We start from the raw sequence: 14,632 nt of genomic DNA, 5'->3' as shown, positions 1-14,632 counted from the left end.
GGTATCAGACACCGATACGGATGCCGGATTTACCGTGCAGATCAACGGACGTCATCCGATTTCTAAGCTCTCCGAGGCCGCTTCCGCGCACGATCACCTCATCGCCCTCGTGGAGAAATACCTGCGGCTCTCGCGCGTTGCCTATGCCGCTGGGCGTTCCCGTGAGCAACACGTCACCGGCACGAAGCGTCATGCCGAACGACAACTCAGCGATCAGTTCGGGAATCGAGAAGGCCATGAGCCGCGTGCTCGCCGACTGAAGCACCGTGCCGTTGACTACGCACTCAAGCTGGACGTTCGCGGGATCGACTTCGTCCGCCGGCACGATCCAGGGTCCCAAGGGCATGGTGGCGTCGATACTCTTTCCCTTCAGCCATTGCCCGCCATGACGCCGCTGGAGATCGCGCTGGGAGATGTCGTTGGCCAGACAATAGCCCCACACGTACGCCATCGCGTCCTCCACCGGGATGCTCCGCCCGGTCTTGCCGATGATGACCACCATTTCGGCTTCATAGTCCCATTTGGCGGACAGAGATGCGTCGTACGCGATGTCATCGACCGGCCCGATCACGGTATCCGGCCCCTTGGTGAAAAACGTGGGGGCGGTGGGTGCGGGAACATCCTGCCCTTCCCGCTTTCCCTTGCCCTCTTCGAAGTGGTCCCAGTAATTCCACCCGGTACAAAGTACGTCGCGAGAAAAGCGCTGAATCGGCGCGAGCAGACGCGCTTCGCCGACCGCCACCCGAGGGGCATCGGGCGACGCTGCGTAGCGCCGGGCCCGCGCCAGCGCATCCTTTCCACCTTCGATCAGCGCCACCATATCGCCCATCGATGCGGGCAGAATGACCCAGTCGTCATCGTGTCTGACGGCGATGCGCTTCTCGCCGTTGTACTGCAGTGTTGCGAAAGCCATGGTGCTCCTCAGTGGGTAGTCACGATCTGTCGATACGATGTTTCAGACGTCACGCTTGCGGCAAAACGGCGATGGCGTTGATCTCGATGAGGTAGTCGGGCGAGACCATCTTGGTCACCTCGACCATCGTGGAAGCGGGCAGCGGCGGATGGAAATACTCGCGTCGTACCTTGTGGATGGCCTCGAAGTGCTCCATGTTGCGCACGTAGACATCGACGCGGCAAACGTCCGCAAGCGTGCCGCCAGCGGCCGCGACAGCGCTCTTGATGTTCTCGCAGACCTGACGGGTTTGCGCTTCGATGTCGCCAACGCCCGCGATCGTGCCGTCGGGACGTCGAGCGGTCATCCCGGAGATGAACACGAGCTTGCCCTTCGCCTCAATGGTGGTCGCTTGCGAAAAGTGTCCGTTGGGCGTGCGCAGTGCGTCGGTGCTGATTTGCTCTTTCGCCATGATGAAAGTCCTGTCGTTAGCCTGATGAGGCGGTAAGTTGCTTCAGATATCTGCCCACGCCGCAGGCGCCTGCACACCCGCGACGCTCGCCAGCCCTGCAAGTTGTCGTGCGACGTCGACGGCGACCGGGCATGTCTGCCCGTTTGCCTGAGCGACTTGCCAACTGATCTCCCCCGGGCTGTAAAGCCGTTCCGTACCGGCTGCGGGGGGCGACGTGCGGACTTGGGTGGCCAAATCGGATGCGCGCTGTTCGAGCGGCCGTTGCAAACCGAATTGCGAGGCATCGATTGCCAGAAATGCCTGCGCGCTGTTGTAGGGCGTAGCGCTGGCACCGTAGAGCGGTTGCACTTCGTCGGCCACACCGCCGTCCGACAGGCCGCCACATAGCAGATCGATCATGAAAGCCAGACCGAAGCCTTTCGGCCCTGCTGCGGGTAGCAGCATTCCGGCAATGGCCTTGGTTGCGTCGCGCGTCGGAATACCCTGCGCGTCGACGGCCCAGCCCTCGGGGATCTCGTGCCCCGCCCCTTGCGCGAGACGAATCTTGCCCATGGCGCTTGCGCTCATCGCCATGTCGAGCTCCACCGGAATCTCGTCGGCGTGCGGCATGGCAATCGCCAGCGGGTTGTTGCCTATCACGCGTTGCGCCCCGCCGGGTGCGGGCATCAACGGGCGGGTGTTCGCCATCGCAATGCCGACGCACCCCGCATCAGCCATTTTTCTTGCCCAGAATCCGGCTTCACCGAAATGGAATGCGTTTCGTACGGTGACCATCGCCAGCCCGTAACGTCGGGCTCGTTCTATCGCGAGCGTGATGGCCTGCTTCGCGCTCACCTGACCGAGCACGTTTGCGGCATCGAGTACGACGACGGCTTTGGCGTCATGTGCGACCTGCGCAAACTCGGCCTTGCTGACGGAGCCAGCGCGAATCCGCTCGATGTACATGGGCAACAGCATGACCCCATGCGACGCTTTCCCGCCAAGATCTGCGGCAATCAGCGGGTCGGCCACCGACGTCGCCACATTCACCGAGACGCCTTCGGCAACCAGAAGACTCACGACCAGTTCACGCAGTGAGTCGGTCGGCACACGGATCGACGAATTGTCAGTGAGCATCGCGTTCATCCGTGTACCAATCGGGCTTCTGCGGATAGTGCGGGCCGTCGTAGATCTCGACAACGACGGTCTCCTCGTGTGCAATCGTCGGGCCATGAACATTGCCCTTTGGGTTGCAATAGAAGCTTCCCGGCAACAGGGTGACGCCGGTGGACGTGTATTCGTACTTGCCGCTCAGGCAGTACATGAACTGATTGGACGCGTGGGAGTGCGGGGCGGGAATACCTGCGCCTTTCGAAAATTTGATCAGCGCAATCGACGCACCGGTTTCGTCATCGCGCCAGAACATTTTCTCCGCGACACCGGCAAGCGATTTTTCCCGCCAGGGCATCGTTTCGCTGTGCAGCAGTATTTCGGCCATCGAAGGCATCGGCGCACCGGCCGTCTTTGTCTGCTTGTCGTTATCGCTCATGAAAGTGACTCCCGTTATGTATCGACATCACAAAAGAACGTGTGCTCAGACCGCGCCCGCCATCTCTGCCGTATGCGGCAACCACGGACGAAGCGCGAATTCGATGGCGGCAATCGCCAGATAAAGCAACAGACCGAGCAAGGCCAACGAAATCAGTGCGGCAAACGCGAGTGGCGTATTCAGTTGTGAATTGGCGACCAGCAGCAGATTGCCGAGACCTTCGGTACTGCCCACAAACTCGCCGATCACCGCGCCAATTACCGCTAGCGTCACTGCGATTTTTGCGCCGGAGATCACATGCGGAAGCGCGGCTGGCATCTGAATCTTGAGAAAGATCTGCATGCGTGTGGCTCTGAGCGATGTGGCCAGTTCGATGAGATTGACCGGCGTGGTTCGTAAGCCTGTGGCGGTATCCACGACAATCGGAAAGAACGCGACCAGCCACACCAGTGCCAGCTTCGATTCGATACCCGTTCCCAGCCAGACCAGCACGATAGGGGCGAGCGCCACTTTAGGCACCGACTGCATCGCGATGAGGAGCGGATAGAACATCCGGTTCAATATCGGCGAATTCGCAATGGCAAAGGCGATGGGCACACCGACGATAAACGCCAACGCAAAACCGTAGACGCACTCCTGAAGCGTTACCCACCCTTGCGACAAGAGCGCCGCCCGGTCGTCAACGAATGACTGCGCGATCTGGACGGGCGTCGGAAGCACGGCCATGGGCACGTGGAACATCACCACATACATCTGCCAGACGACCAGAAGTAGCACGATGCCGAACGTGGGATACCCGATCACGCGAAGGTTCAATGTCTTCATTTCACGACTCCGAGTGCGGTGCTGGCCTGATGTTCGTAAGCCGTAAATTTCGGCGTGAATCGGAGTTCCTGCGATCTGGGATAGGGAAAGTCGATGGTGATGCGTTCCGCGATTTTTGCCGGGCGCTTGCTGAATACGAGGACTTCGTCGGACAGATAGACCGCTTCGGAAATGCTGTGCGTGACGAACATGACGGCAGCCCGCGTGTGTTCGCGAACGGACAGCAAAAGGTCGTGCATTTCCATGCGCGTGAAATCGTCCAGCGCACCGAACGGCTCATCCATCAATAGCAGTCGTGGCGCATGGATCAACGCGCGGCACAACGCGACTCGTTGCTGCATGCCTCCGGAAAGCTCGTGCGGCCGCGCACTGGTGAAGGCGTCCAAACCGACCAGCGTGAGCAGCTCATGCGCTCGGGTCTTGGCAGCTTTGTCGGCTTTCCCAAGGATCTCCATCGGGAACATCACGTTGGCCAGCACATTGCGCCAGGGCATGAGATTGGCGCTCTGAAACACAAAGCCGAAGTCACGCTGTGGGCCGCTGATCGCTTTTCCATGGATCTTGACCACGCCCGTCGTGGACTTGGTCAGTCCGGCCACGATGCGCAGTAATGTCGTCTTTCCGCAGCCGCTTGGCCCAAGCAGCGAAACCAGTTGTCCGGCGTCGAACGCGCAGCTCACCGCTTCGAGCGCGACCGTCTCGCCGTTCTTGCCGCGCGGTGGATAGATCTTGCTGACGTCTTCGATGGAGGCAAAAACTGCCTCGGTTGGCGTAATGCCGCCCATGCCGCCCATGCCGCCCGCGCCGGTCATGTCGAGCCGCGCGTTCATGCCGCCCCCTTGGGCAGGAAGTCGGTCGTGAACAGCGAGGCCGCAGAGAGCGGCGCGCCCGGGATGCCGATGTTCTGCGCGATGAAATCGACGCTACGCTGCATTCGGCCCGCGTCGATCCATCCCATGCCGAATCGGCGGGTATCGGCACTTTGTGCGAGCGCACTCAGAAGCTTGATCTCGCCGACGACGACGTCGCGATTGATGCCCGGCACGTAGTTCGCCATGATCTCGCTGGCCGCCTGCGGATCCGCCATCGTGTCGCGCCACCCTTTCATGGCCGCCTTGACGAAGGCACGTACGGTGTCTGGCCGGGACTTGATCATGTCCTCCTTGACCAGCAATCCGTTCGCGTACAGTTCGAGCCCGTGATCGGCGAGCAGCAACGTGCTCAGTTGCCCGCCGGGGAGCACCTTTTCCAACCCGACTTGCGTAAAGATGAAGTTCTCGATGGAGGGCACCTTCTTGCTGAGCAGCATGCCCACGCGGGCTGCGCCATCCACGTTGACGAACTTGACGGAACCCGGATCCAGCCGGTGCTGCTTCATGAAGCCCTGAATGACCTTGGGCGAAAAGCTTCCCGCGCCGCTGGCGATTTCCAGTCCGCCCAGTTGCTCGGGCTTTGTCACGTTCGCCCCTTGCGCGAGCGAGAAGACTGCATAGGGAGCGCTCTGATAGTTCATTGCGACGAACTTCGCGCTGCTTGCGCCGCGCGCTCTGGCCAGCGCCAGCGACACCACATCCGAAAACGCGAACTGCGCGATACCGGACTCAAGGGCCTGGATGGCTTGCGCAGTGCCCTGCCCCGGCACGATCTTGACGTTCAGTCCGGCCTGTTTGAAGTAGCCCTTTCCCAACGCGACATACCACGGTGTGTGGCGGCCCAGCGCGGTGAAATCGAGCGACAACGTCAGTTCGCCCTGCCCCCGGTCTTGCGCCCCCGCCATCTGCCACCCTCCGGTGGCCCACCCGACGGCGACAGCACCGAGACTTCTTACGACCTGCCGACGCTTGCTGTTCGTTGCCATTTCCGACCCCTAAGTAGAAATCCATGGATGACGCGGTCAAGCCAACGTCCCGCGAAACCCTCATCGCCGGACGTTGTGTTTGTTCATAAGGCGTAATATAGTTTGTGACATACTGTGTGATATGTTACAGATTCGCAAGTGAAAAAATATTCCGACCGGAGCCTATTGATGGATGCGCTGAAGTGGCAGCGATGGCATAGTTTTTTCACCGAACTGGTGATGCGTCGCTGCGTGGCTGCGGCCGTCTACGGAGCGTTATCGGGTCGGGAGCGCGTTGACGCTCGGGTAGAATGCGATGCCGATCGTGCCCATCCGCCCGGCTCGCGGTCGTTGAGGCAGGGATTCGCTGTTGGCGCCCACCTTCTCGCCCCGATTCGACGCGTGGGCAGCGACATCCGTCTGGCGCACGTTCTGTCTCTCATTGCTCCGACGACGATGCTCAGCGATGAGGCCCCCACACCCGCACCCCACGATGCGCGCCCAGGTGGCATGACGCCGCGTGAGGGCGCACGAGTTGCAGAAGATGCAGAAGATGCGTAAGGAGATACCGTCAGAAATGCCAAAGCCGAGCCCTATCGATCTCGAAACACCGCACGCAGCCCTGACGCCGTCGCCGCTTCGACGGATCACCAAGGGCGCGTCGCTCGCGGAGCAGGCGTACGTCGAGATCAAACGGCGTATTCTTTCGCTGGAGTTCGGTCCCGGCCAGTTTTTTAACGAGCTGATGATTTGCGAGCTGATCGGCTTCAGCCGCTCCCCTGTGCATCACGCAATCCAGCGATTAAAGCTTGAAGGACTGATCGATATCATTCCGCGCAAGGGGCTTCAGATTCGTCGCGAGTCGATGGACGAGATACTGGATTTGCTCGAAGCGAGATGGGCAGTGGAAGCCAATGTTGCGGCATTGGCTGCGCAGCGGCGCACCGAGGCGCAGTTGAGCCGGATGCGGGAGCTAATCGAAGCATCGCGCGAGTTGAGTCGTGCGGATGACCGCGACCGGTTCATGCAAATCGATCACGATTTCCACGCGATCATTGCCGAAGCGGCCGGGAACAGTGCGTTGACGGAAATCATGCGTTCATTGCACGAGCGATCTGCGCGTCTTTGGAAGCTTCGCTTGCTCGCCCCGGGCGATCTCGCGCATACACAGCACGAGCATTCGGCCGTGCTCGATGCCATTGCGGCTGGCGACGCTCAGGCAGCCGCCAGCGCGATGGGAGCGCACCTGGCATCGCTTCGTCGCCGACGCGTCGCCCCTACGTCGTTTAACGAACCGCTTCCGTTGCATCCGATTGCCGAGTAACACCGATACGTCGATATCGAACGTCCATACAACGAATATGCTCTTCGCGAATCGTTGCCTCGCGAGAGATCGTTCCGGCCAAAGACGGCGACCGCAACCTTGTGAGTACTCGCGATGCCCCGTACACCCTTGGTGTTGCTGTCCATTGTGATCGCATGTGTCGGCACGCTGACGCCGGTGCTGACTAGCATTTACTTCGCGGGATTGGAAGCGGATCGCGAGAACAAACAAATGGCTGCAAACTTCGCGCGACAAGTGGAACAACGTGCGGAGATGATCAGTCGCGAAGCCCACGACGCGCTTGCCGAAGTCGAGCGATCCACCAGCGAGAACTGCTCAGCGGCAGACCTCGTAGAAATGGGCCGCATCAACTACCGCTATCGGTTTGTTCGTGACGTGGGCCGTTACCAGGGGGATACGTACGTTTGTTCGGTAGCATTCGGGAACGGGCGAGCGAGCAATCATGGCTCACACCTTGACAAATATCCTGCCGTGGACGGACGCTCGTTTTGGGTTCCACGGCGCTCCGGTGATAGCGCCGCGCCTGACGAGCTATTGCTTGGCCGAAATGGCGTCTACATATCCATCGACCCACAATCGTACGTCGATCAGATAGAGCCGGCAGGTCGCCAAATCGCTGTGATCCACCCACAGACGAATACGTTGGTCGCGATGACGCCAGGTGCCGACGGTGGAGCAATGCTGGCGTCGTGGAAAGACCACGGGAATATGCCGGGCACGCAATGGACCTACAGCGTGTATTCACAGCCCGGGAATACACTTGGCGTGGTGGTGCGCTCCCCGAAAGCCAACTTCGATTCGCTGCGTAATCGCCTGTTGCTCGTTTGGCTCTCAGTCGGATCCGTGGTCGGCGCCTTGGTGGGTTGGGCGGCCTTGCGCTGGTCCAGGCAACAACTATCGTTTCCCTCGCGACTGGCCAGAGCAATTCGTCGCGACGAACTTACCGTCGTCTACCAGCCTATTGTGGCCTTGGCCGACGGACGATGTGTTGGTGTCGAGGCGCTCGTGAGATGGAACCTGAACGGGCAACCTCTTTCGCCGGAGGTGTTCATTCCGATAGCCGAATCCAATGGCCTGATCGAACCATTGACAGACCTCGTACTCGCGCATGCAATGCGCGATCTCGATGAGGTGCTTCATCGGCATTCCAACTTCTATTTCTCTATTAATGTCAGCAGCGAGGATCTACGTACCGATCGATTTCTTGAGGTTTTGAAGTCGAAGATGAACGCTACCGGCTTAGTACCCGAGCAGATCCGGATCGAGGTCACCGAGCGTGAGGCTGTAGGTGACGAGGCCCGCCGCGTCCTGCGAAAATTTCGCGAGGCGGGTCATCCCATATACGTGGACGACTTTGGCACGGGCTATTCAAGCCTCAAGTACCTGCAAGAACTTAGCGTCGACGTACTGAAAATCGACAAGGCGTTCGTGGATACAGTGAACCAGGGCGCCGCATCGAGCATTGTCGCTCCCCATATCATCGCAATGGCCCACGAACTGAAGCTCGCGTTGGTGGCCGAGGGTATTGAACATACGAGTCAAGAGGAATACTTGCGAAAGCGAGGTGTTCAATATGGTCAAGGGTGGCTATACGGTAAAGCAATGACCGTGGAGGCACTTGAGACGTTTCTTAATCTTCCCGAACGTACACCGCTCGGTCGGGGTTGCTGAGTTTGGGCTGCGCCGGTGGGTTGAGCTGCTACAGCTTGAACGTCGAAGTGTTACCTATCTGAGCAAGGCGGTCTGTAGTGGTCAACCCATCGCGGACACTGCGTTAAGTTTTTCTTCCACTACCCGAATTCGTCGAATGTGGCATACGGCTTTTGACGTCAATTTCCGTGTGTTTCCGCCAATTTAGGCTGTCACATTCGCCTTCGGCCCTACTCGCAGCCCCCCCTGTCGTGATATGCAAACCATGGCACGAACGCCGACCCGCTCGCCCGGCTTGTGCCAGGAAGATGTGCTTTGACCGCCAACGCTGTCGGAGCGCAGATGGCAAAGGGTGTCTTAACGCCCCCATCTTTTGGTTACTGCCACACGAATTTGCCCCCCATTTCTCCTACGTTTTAGCCATATCTGCGAGCGCGGGAAGGTCATAAGCTGTCATCAATCCTGAAATCGCATGCAATGTGACGCTCAGCAAGACGATCGAGAACACTCAATCCCCGGCACAACCTCATGGCTGAACAACATCTCGTCAATTTACGAACCCTCGTCGGTGATAACAACGTGCTGATTGGCTCGGACGCAGCATCGTTCGAGAGTGACTACCGCCACGTGTTTCACGGCAAGTCGTTAGCCGTTGTCCGGCCGGGCAATACCGACGAAGTCAGCGCCGTCATGCGTTACTGCTACGCCAATGGCATCTCGGTCGTCCCGCAAGGCGGAAACACCTCTCTGCTCGGCGGCAGCGTGCCGGACGCCACCGGCACATCGATCATCATTTCGCTCGCACGTCTCAATCAGATTCGCGCCATCGATACCATGAACGCCACGATGACGGTGTCTGCGGGCGTTACTCTTAGCCAGGCGCGCAGCGCCGCCGAGGATGTCGGCACCCTGTTTCCGCTTCGTATCGGCTCGGAGGGGAGTTGCCAGATCGGCGGCAATCTCTCGACCAACGCCGGAGGAACCGCCGTTCTGCGATACGGCAATATGCGTGAGCTCGTTCTGGGTCTGGAAGTCGTGTTGCCGGACGGTCGCATCTGGCATGGACTGCGCGGCTTGCGCAAGGACAACGCGGGATACGACCTCAAGCATCTCTTCATCGGTTCAGAGGGCACGCTGGGCATCATCACCGCCGCAGTGTTGAAGTTGTTCCCCATGCCTCGCACGGTGTCCAGCGCGTTTCTCGGTACGAATAGCCCGGAGGACGCCTTGGCAATCTTCAATTTGATGCGCGAGCGACTCGGCTCCGACGTAAGCGCGTTCGAACTGATCTCGTCCGATGCCATGACGCTGGTTCTGTCGCATCTGAACGATCGTCCGTCGCCACTTGAGACATCCCATCCCTGGTATGTACTCGTCGAAACTTCGTCGAATGCCGGTCAGGAAGATGCGGAGGCTGAACTCGTCTCTGTGCTTTCCGACGCCCTCTCGTCCGGCCATGCCACCGATGCCGTGATTGCAGCCAACGCCAGACAAGCAGCCGACTTCTGGATGATTCGTGAAGAAATATCGGATGCCCAGACGCAAGCACGTGGCAGCGTGCGATGCGATATTTCCGTGCCACTGTCCAGCATTCCGGCGTTCATTCGGGACACCACCGCCAAGGTGCTCGACCTCGAACCCACTACCCGAATGATCGTCTACGGTCATGTCGGCGATGGGAACGTGCATTTCAACCCGCTTCGCCCAAGCCATGTCACGGCGGATTCATTCGTCCAAACGCGTGGCGCCGCGATTGCACAACTCATCGACGACGCAGCTAACGAACTGAACGGGTCGATTTCTGCGGAGCACGGTGTAGGCGTCGCCAAGCGCGACGAACTGCTGACGGTGCGAAGCTGGGTGGAGCTGGATATGGCGTGGGCTGTCAAGCGCGCACTGGATCCACGCAACTTGCTCAATCCGGGCAAGGTTCTACCCATGTTGCCGACATAAGCCCGCGGGGGCCGACGACAGCGCAACAACGCGCAACGTCAGTCATCTGCCGATATGGACAATTTCACTCAAATCCTGCGATTCTCTTCTTATCAGGCCGTCGCAGACACTTTTCACTAAGGAGCGATGATGAAGCTAAGTGACTTTAAAGTACTCACGTTCGACTGCTACGGCACGTTGATCGACTGGGAATCCGGTATTTTCAACGGGCTGTCGCCACTGCTCGAGAAAGCGGGCAAACGCGGCTTGACCCGCGATCAGGCGCTGGAAATCTTCGCTCGCCATGAAGCCGACCAGGAACTGCGCACTCCGGCGCTCGCCTACTCCCTCTTGCTCGGCACGGTGTATCGTCGTTTAGCCAACGAGTGGAACGTGGGCGTCACCGACGAAGAAGCCAACATTTTCGGCGCATCGGTGCCCGATTGGCCTGCATTCCCGGATTCGGTCGAGGCGCTGCAGTATCTGAAGCAGCATTACAAGCTCGTCATTCTGTCAAATGTGGATCGTCTTTCGTTCCGCGGCAGCAATGCGCGACTCGGTGTCGAATTCGATGCGATCTATACGGCGCAGGATATTGGTTCGTACAAGCCCGACCCGCGCAACTTCGAATACATGCTCGGTCGACTTGGCGCTGACTTCGGCTTCCAGAAGACGGACGTACTGCATACGGCGCAAAGTTTGTTCCACGATCACGCGCCGGCGAACGGCTTCGACCTTGCGTCCGCCTGGATCGATCGCCGTCACGCTGATACCGGCTGGGGTGCGACGATGCCCCCGCCCGGCACGCCGAAGTACGATTTCCGCTTTGAGAGCATGGCTGCCCTGGCCGAGGCGCACAAGACGGAACTGGCTCGCTGAGCTGTTTGACAGGAGGGGTCTCGACATTCCACGTCAATCCGGAGGCCCCTCCCCCTTTCCTCGAATCGCGCGGTAAGCGCGCCCCGTGCCGTCGGCCGGTCGGTGTTTACCGTTTGCGTATCACGTAAGCCGGTAGGTCGACATGATTTCTCTGCAAGACCCCTCGCTGCTCAGGCAGCATGCCTTCATCAACGGACTCTGGTTGCCCGCCCGTTCCGGCGAAACGCTCCCCGTGATCAATCCCGCCAACGGCGAGACCGTCGGCACCGTGCCCAACTGTGACGCCGGCGACACGCGAATGGCCATCGAGGCCGCCGAGCGCGCCCTGCCACAATGGAGCGGCCTCACCGCCCATGAGCGCGCGGCACGCCTGCGCGTCTGGTATGACCTCATGCTGGATCACGCAGAGGATCTCGCGCTGATCATGACGCTTGAGCAAGGCAAGCCGCTGGCGGAGTCGCGCGGCGAGGTCCTTTATGGCGCATCGTTCGTACAATGGTTTGCGGAAGAAGGTATCCGTGCCTATGGGGAAACGATCCCCGCCCAACAACCGGGACGACGAATCATCGTTCGCAAAATGCCTGTCGGTGTTTGTGCAGCCATCACACCGTGGAACTTCCCTAACGCGATGATCACCCGCAAGCTGGCGCCCGCGTTGGCAGCCGGTTGCACGGTCATCGTCAAACCTTCCGAATTGACGCCGTTTTCGGCACTCGCGCTGGCGGTGCTCGCTGAGCGCGCCGGCATTCCCGCTGGCGTCATCAATATCGTCACAGGGATGCCGCAAGCCATTGGCGGAGAACTCACCGCCAATCCCACCGTTCGTAAATTGACGTTCACCGGCTCGACGAACGTCGGCAAGCTGCTGCTGCGTCAATGTGCAGATACCGTCAAACGCGTCAGCATGGAACTCGGTGGCAATGCGCCGGTCATCGTGTTCGATGACGCCGATCTCGACAAGGCGGTCACCGGTGTGATGCTGAGCAAGTTCCGCAACAGCGGACAGACTTGCGTTTGTGCGAACCGCATTTACGTGCAAGCCGGCATTTACGATGCATTTATCGAAAAGCTGAAACACTCGGTCGATCAGTTGCGCCTTGGCGTTGGATTCGAAAAAGACGTGACGATCGGACCATTGATCAATCAGGCGGCCGTCTCGAAAGTGTCCGCCCACGTTGCAGACGCCCTTGCCAAAGGCGCCAGCGTCGTCACCGGTGGCGCGTCGTCCGAATTGGGGGAGCAATTCTTCCAGCCGACCATTCTGAGCGGTGCAACCGACGGCATGCGAATCGCTTCCGAAGAGACGTTCGGGCCTGTCGCCGCACTCTTTAAGTTCACCACGGAAGAAGAAGTGATACGCCGCGCCAACAACACCCCTTACGGGCTGGCCGGATATCTTTTCTCTCGCGATTTGGCGCGAGTCTTTCGCGTCGGCGAAGCGCTAGAGTACGGGATGGTCGGTATCAATACCGGTGTAATCTCGTCCGCCGTGGCGCCATTCGGCGGAGTCAAGGAGTCAGGGTTGGGCAGAGAAGGCTCCCACCACGGCATCGACGAGTTTCTCGAAGCCCAGACGCTGCATCTCGATGTGAGCTAAGCGTGCGATTCACTGAGCACGAGGTATAGGAAAAATGGCGCCTTACGCGGGCGCCATTTTTTTCATCTCTCGGAGAGGATCTTGTGGAGCGCCACCGCCACCTGAATTTCGAAGCGACTTTCCTGTCGTTCCAGCGTCGTTCCCAACATCGACTCGATGCGTTCGACACGGTAACGCAACGTGCTGATATGTACGCCCAGTTTGCGAGCGGTATTGGCCAGTTGAAACCCCTCTGCACACAGCGCTTCGACCGTTTCCATCAGTACTTCACCCTTCTTGTCGGCGAGCAACGGGCCAATTCGGCTGTCGACGAACAATTCTCGCGCGCCGGGGTCACCCATCAGCGCGCGCGGGAACATCACTTCATGGAAGTGGTGCACCTTGCCAGGTTTCAACAGAGGCAACAACGACTGCACGTCCTCTCCACCACGGGCCATACCGGCCACCCCGGAATGCTCACGGCTCACCGCCAATGCCGCGCCACGACTACCGAGAATTCGCCACAGCGGTTCGGGCTCATGATGCGACTGCAGGAAAAAGGTGATCTGATTGAGCGAGACGAGCACGAGCGGTGGTTGCTCGATGCCTTCCAAATACTTACGTAGCCGGTCTACCCATCGCTCTCTACGCAAAAAACCCTCTCTGGACAAGGGCAACGGCTCGTCGAGAAGCACCAGACAGACCCGGTAGCTCCCGGAGGGATCCCATCCACTCAGGCGCGCCCTTTCCAAGGCCGACGGCGTCTCCTCAAACTTTCCTTCGAGGAGCGTTCCCACGAGTGCATAGCCGAGTCGCTCTTCCTGGAGATGCAAGGCGCGCATATGCGCCAGGTGCAGCGCGGCGACGATGGACGCGTGCTCGGTCGCCCGGATGTCCAGCTCACCCAACTCGCAATCGCCCTCGTCGACAAACACGATGGCAGCGATTTCCCCTCGAATGCGAATCGGACATCCAAGCCGTCGAGGAACACCGACTTCCTCCTGCGCATCGATCAGGATGGGGTGCATGCTGTCCTGAATTCGACGCAGGATGATGCGATTGTGCAAGAGCCTCATGTAGCTCCGCTCTCTGGCACCGACATCAATTTGTGTCGTATTGCCTTCACTCGTGCCGAGAGACAAGCCGTCCGGATCCACGAAATTGACCGCTCGATCGAGCAGATCGCCAAGCGACGTCGCGAGGTCGCTCAACGTGTTGGCCGTGAGCGCGGCGTTGGTCAGCGCCCTGTGAATCTCATAAGATCGTTGAATAAGTTCGCTTTGACAGCGGATGATGCTCGAATGAATCTGCTCAGTAATCGCGCTGAATGGAACGTCCCACTCCAACTCCAGCAGCGGCAGGCCGACGTCGTTCGCCTCTTCGATCGAAGCACTGGGAAAATGCGCCAGGAATTTCGGGACGGCGAGCACAACCCCGGCCAACCCCAGATCGGAGAGCGAGCGAATCATAGCCCGTTGCTGCGCTTCTTCTTTCGGCCAGTTGTAACCCGTGCTCAGCAGCAGATGTCCGGGTTCGACCCAGGCAGCGATATCCGGGTGATCGACGATATGCACCCAAGTAATGTCTCTGTCGAGACCCGACATGCCAGCCACGACATTTGCCCCGCGCAGCGCGGTATTCTCAAGCGCCGTCGAAATGTTCATGGTGTTTCTCCGACACGATGACAAGACCGTTG

13 protein-coding genes are annotated in these 14,632 nt (G+C 59.5%); 5 read left to right on the top strand and 8 right to left on the bottom strand.

Going from position 1 to position 14,632, the window contains the following annotated elements:
- Positions 1–4: 4 nt before the first annotated feature.
- Genes NA29_RS07610 through NA29_RS07580 form a run of 7 tightly spaced genes read right to left on the bottom strand, consistent with a single transcriptional unit; the run spans position 5 to position 5,575 of the window.
- Positions 5–913, bottom strand: a complete 909-nt coding sequence (locus tag NA29_RS07610) for a fumarylacetoacetate hydrolase family protein (RefSeq protein WP_039397241.1) — start codon at positions 911–913, stop codon at positions 5–7.
- A 49-nt stretch (positions 914–962) separates the two neighbouring features.
- Complete coding sequence (locus tag NA29_RS07605) at positions 963–1,364, bottom strand: RidA family protein (protein ID WP_039397239.1); 402 nt, start codon at positions 1,362–1,364, stop codon at positions 963–965.
- A gap of 42 nt (positions 1,365–1,406) precedes the next feature.
- Positions 1,407–2,480 carry an Ldh family oxidoreductase gene (locus NA29_RS07600; protein ID WP_052253215.1) on the bottom strand — a complete coding sequence of 358 codons (1,074 nt, stop codon included), beginning with the start codon at positions 2,478–2,480 and terminating at the stop codon, positions 1,407–1,409.
- Positions 2,470–2,892 carry a cupin domain-containing protein gene (locus NA29_RS07595; RefSeq protein WP_052252608.1) on the bottom strand — a complete coding sequence of 141 codons (423 nt, stop codon included), beginning with the start codon at positions 2,890–2,892 and terminating at the stop codon, positions 2,470–2,472. The genes NA29_RS07600 and NA29_RS07595 overlap by 11 nt, the downstream gene beginning before the upstream one ends.
- A 45-nt stretch (positions 2,893–2,937) precedes the next feature.
- Positions 2,938–3,717, bottom strand: a complete 780-nt coding sequence (locus NA29_RS07590) for an ABC transporter permease (RefSeq protein WP_039397237.1) — start codon at positions 3,715–3,717, stop codon at positions 2,938–2,940.
- The gene (locus tag NA29_RS07585) at positions 3,714–4,547 is read right to left on the bottom strand and encodes an ABC transporter ATP-binding protein (protein ID WP_224786823.1); all 834 of its coding nucleotides are present in this window, start codon (positions 4,545–4,547) and stop codon (positions 3,714–3,716) included. Before NA29_RS07585 ends, NA29_RS07590 begins: the two co-directional genes overlap by 4 nt.
- The gene (locus tag NA29_RS07580; protein WP_072633227.1) at positions 4,544–5,575 is read right to left on the bottom strand and encodes an ABC transporter substrate-binding protein; all 1,032 of its coding nucleotides are present in this window, start codon (positions 5,573–5,575) and stop codon (positions 4,544–4,546) included. Before NA29_RS07580 ends, NA29_RS07585 begins: the two co-directional genes overlap by 4 nt.
- 556 nt (positions 5,576–6,131) lie before the next feature.
- Here NA29_RS07580 and NA29_RS07575 point away from each other — a divergent pair.
- The 5 genes from NA29_RS07575 to NA29_RS07555 all read left to right on the top strand — a co-directional run bounded on the left by NA29_RS07575 (position 6,132) and on the right by NA29_RS07555 (position 12,957).
- Positions 6,132–6,878: a GntR family transcriptional regulator gene (locus NA29_RS07575; RefSeq protein ID WP_167370889.1), complete on the top strand. Its 747-nt coding sequence runs from the start codon at positions 6,132–6,134 to the stop codon at positions 6,876–6,878.
- A 114-nt stretch (positions 6,879–6,992) separates the two neighbouring features.
- On the top strand, positions 6,993–8,570 hold the full coding sequence (locus NA29_RS07570; RefSeq protein ID WP_039397233.1) for an EAL domain-containing protein: 1,578 nt from the start codon (positions 6,993–6,995) through the stop codon (positions 8,568–8,570).
- Positions 8,571–9,077: 507 nt separating this feature from the next.
- Complete coding sequence (locus NA29_RS07565; RefSeq protein WP_039397230.1) at positions 9,078–10,502, top strand: FAD-binding oxidoreductase; 1,425 nt, start codon at positions 9,078–9,080, stop codon at positions 10,500–10,502.
- A 129-nt stretch (positions 10,503–10,631) separates the two neighbouring features.
- Positions 10,632–11,360 (top strand): haloacid dehalogenase type II, encoded by a 729-nt coding sequence (locus tag NA29_RS07560; RefSeq protein ID WP_039402700.1) that lies wholly within the window; start codon positions 10,632–10,634, stop codon positions 11,358–11,360.
- A gap of 142 nt (positions 11,361–11,502) precedes the next feature.
- Positions 11,503–12,957, top strand: a complete 1,455-nt coding sequence (locus tag NA29_RS07555; protein WP_039397228.1) for an NAD-dependent succinate-semialdehyde dehydrogenase — start codon at positions 11,503–11,505, stop codon at positions 12,955–12,957.
- A gap of 62 nt (positions 12,958–13,019) precedes the next feature.
- On the opposite strand, the gene NA29_RS07550 is transcribed toward NA29_RS07555, so the two are convergent.
- A complete protein-coding gene (locus NA29_RS07550; protein WP_039397226.1) occupies positions 13,020–14,600 on the bottom strand; it encodes a PucR family transcriptional regulator in 1,581 nt (526 codons plus the stop codon).
- Positions 14,601–14,632 lie beyond the last annotated feature (32 nt).

The sequence above is a fragment of the Pandoraea sputorum genome, from assembly GCF_000814845.2.
GTDB classification, from domain to species: Bacteria; Pseudomonadota; Gammaproteobacteria; order Burkholderiales; family Burkholderiaceae; genus Pandoraea; species Pandoraea sputorum.
This window is presented reverse-complemented; position numbering and strand designations above follow the sequence as displayed.

Bases quoted from the DNA above. Each gene is read 5' to 3' on its own strand.
- NA29_RS07610 (WP_039397241.1), bottom strand. From the start codon at position 913: ATGGCTTTCGCAACACTGCAGTACAACGGCGAGAAGCGCATCGCCGTC.
- NA29_RS07605 (WP_039397239.1), bottom strand. From the start codon at position 1,364: ATGGCGAAAGAGCAAATCAGCACCGACGCACTGCGCACGCCCAACGGA.
- NA29_RS07600 (WP_052253215.1), bottom strand. From the start codon at position 2,480: ATGCTCACTGACAATTCGTCGATCCGTGTGCCGACCGACTCACTGCGT.
- NA29_RS07595 (WP_052252608.1), bottom strand. From the start codon at position 2,892: ATGAGCGATAACGACAAGCAGACAAAGACGGCCGGTGCGCCGATGCCT.
- NA29_RS07590 (WP_039397237.1), bottom strand. From the start codon at position 3,717: ATGAAGACATTGAACCTTCGCGTGATCGGGTATCCCACGTTCGGCATC.
- NA29_RS07585 (WP_224786823.1), bottom strand. From the start codon at position 4,547: ATGAACGCGCGGCTCGACATGACCGGCGCGGGCGGCATGGGCGGCATG.
- NA29_RS07580 (WP_072633227.1), bottom strand. From the start codon at position 5,575: ATGGCAACGAACAGCAAGCGTCGGCAGGTCGTAAGAAGTCTCGGTGCT.
- NA29_RS07575 (WP_167370889.1), top strand. From the start codon at position 6,132: ATGCCAAAGCCGAGCCCTATCGATCTCGAAACACCGCACGCAGCCCTG.
- NA29_RS07570 (WP_039397233.1), top strand. From the start codon at position 6,993: ATGCCCCGTACACCCTTGGTGTTGCTGTCCATTGTGATCGCATGTGTC.
- NA29_RS07565 (WP_039397230.1), top strand. From the start codon at position 9,078: ATGGCTGAACAACATCTCGTCAATTTACGAACCCTCGTCGGTGATAAC.
- NA29_RS07560 (WP_039402700.1), top strand. From the start codon at position 10,632: ATGAAGCTAAGTGACTTTAAAGTACTCACGTTCGACTGCTACGGCACG.
- NA29_RS07555 (WP_039397228.1), top strand. From the start codon at position 11,503: ATGATTTCTCTGCAAGACCCCTCGCTGCTCAGGCAGCATGCCTTCATC.
- NA29_RS07550 (WP_039397226.1), bottom strand. From the start codon at position 14,600: ATGAACATTTCGACGGCGCTTGAGAATACCGCGCTGCGCGGGGCAAAT.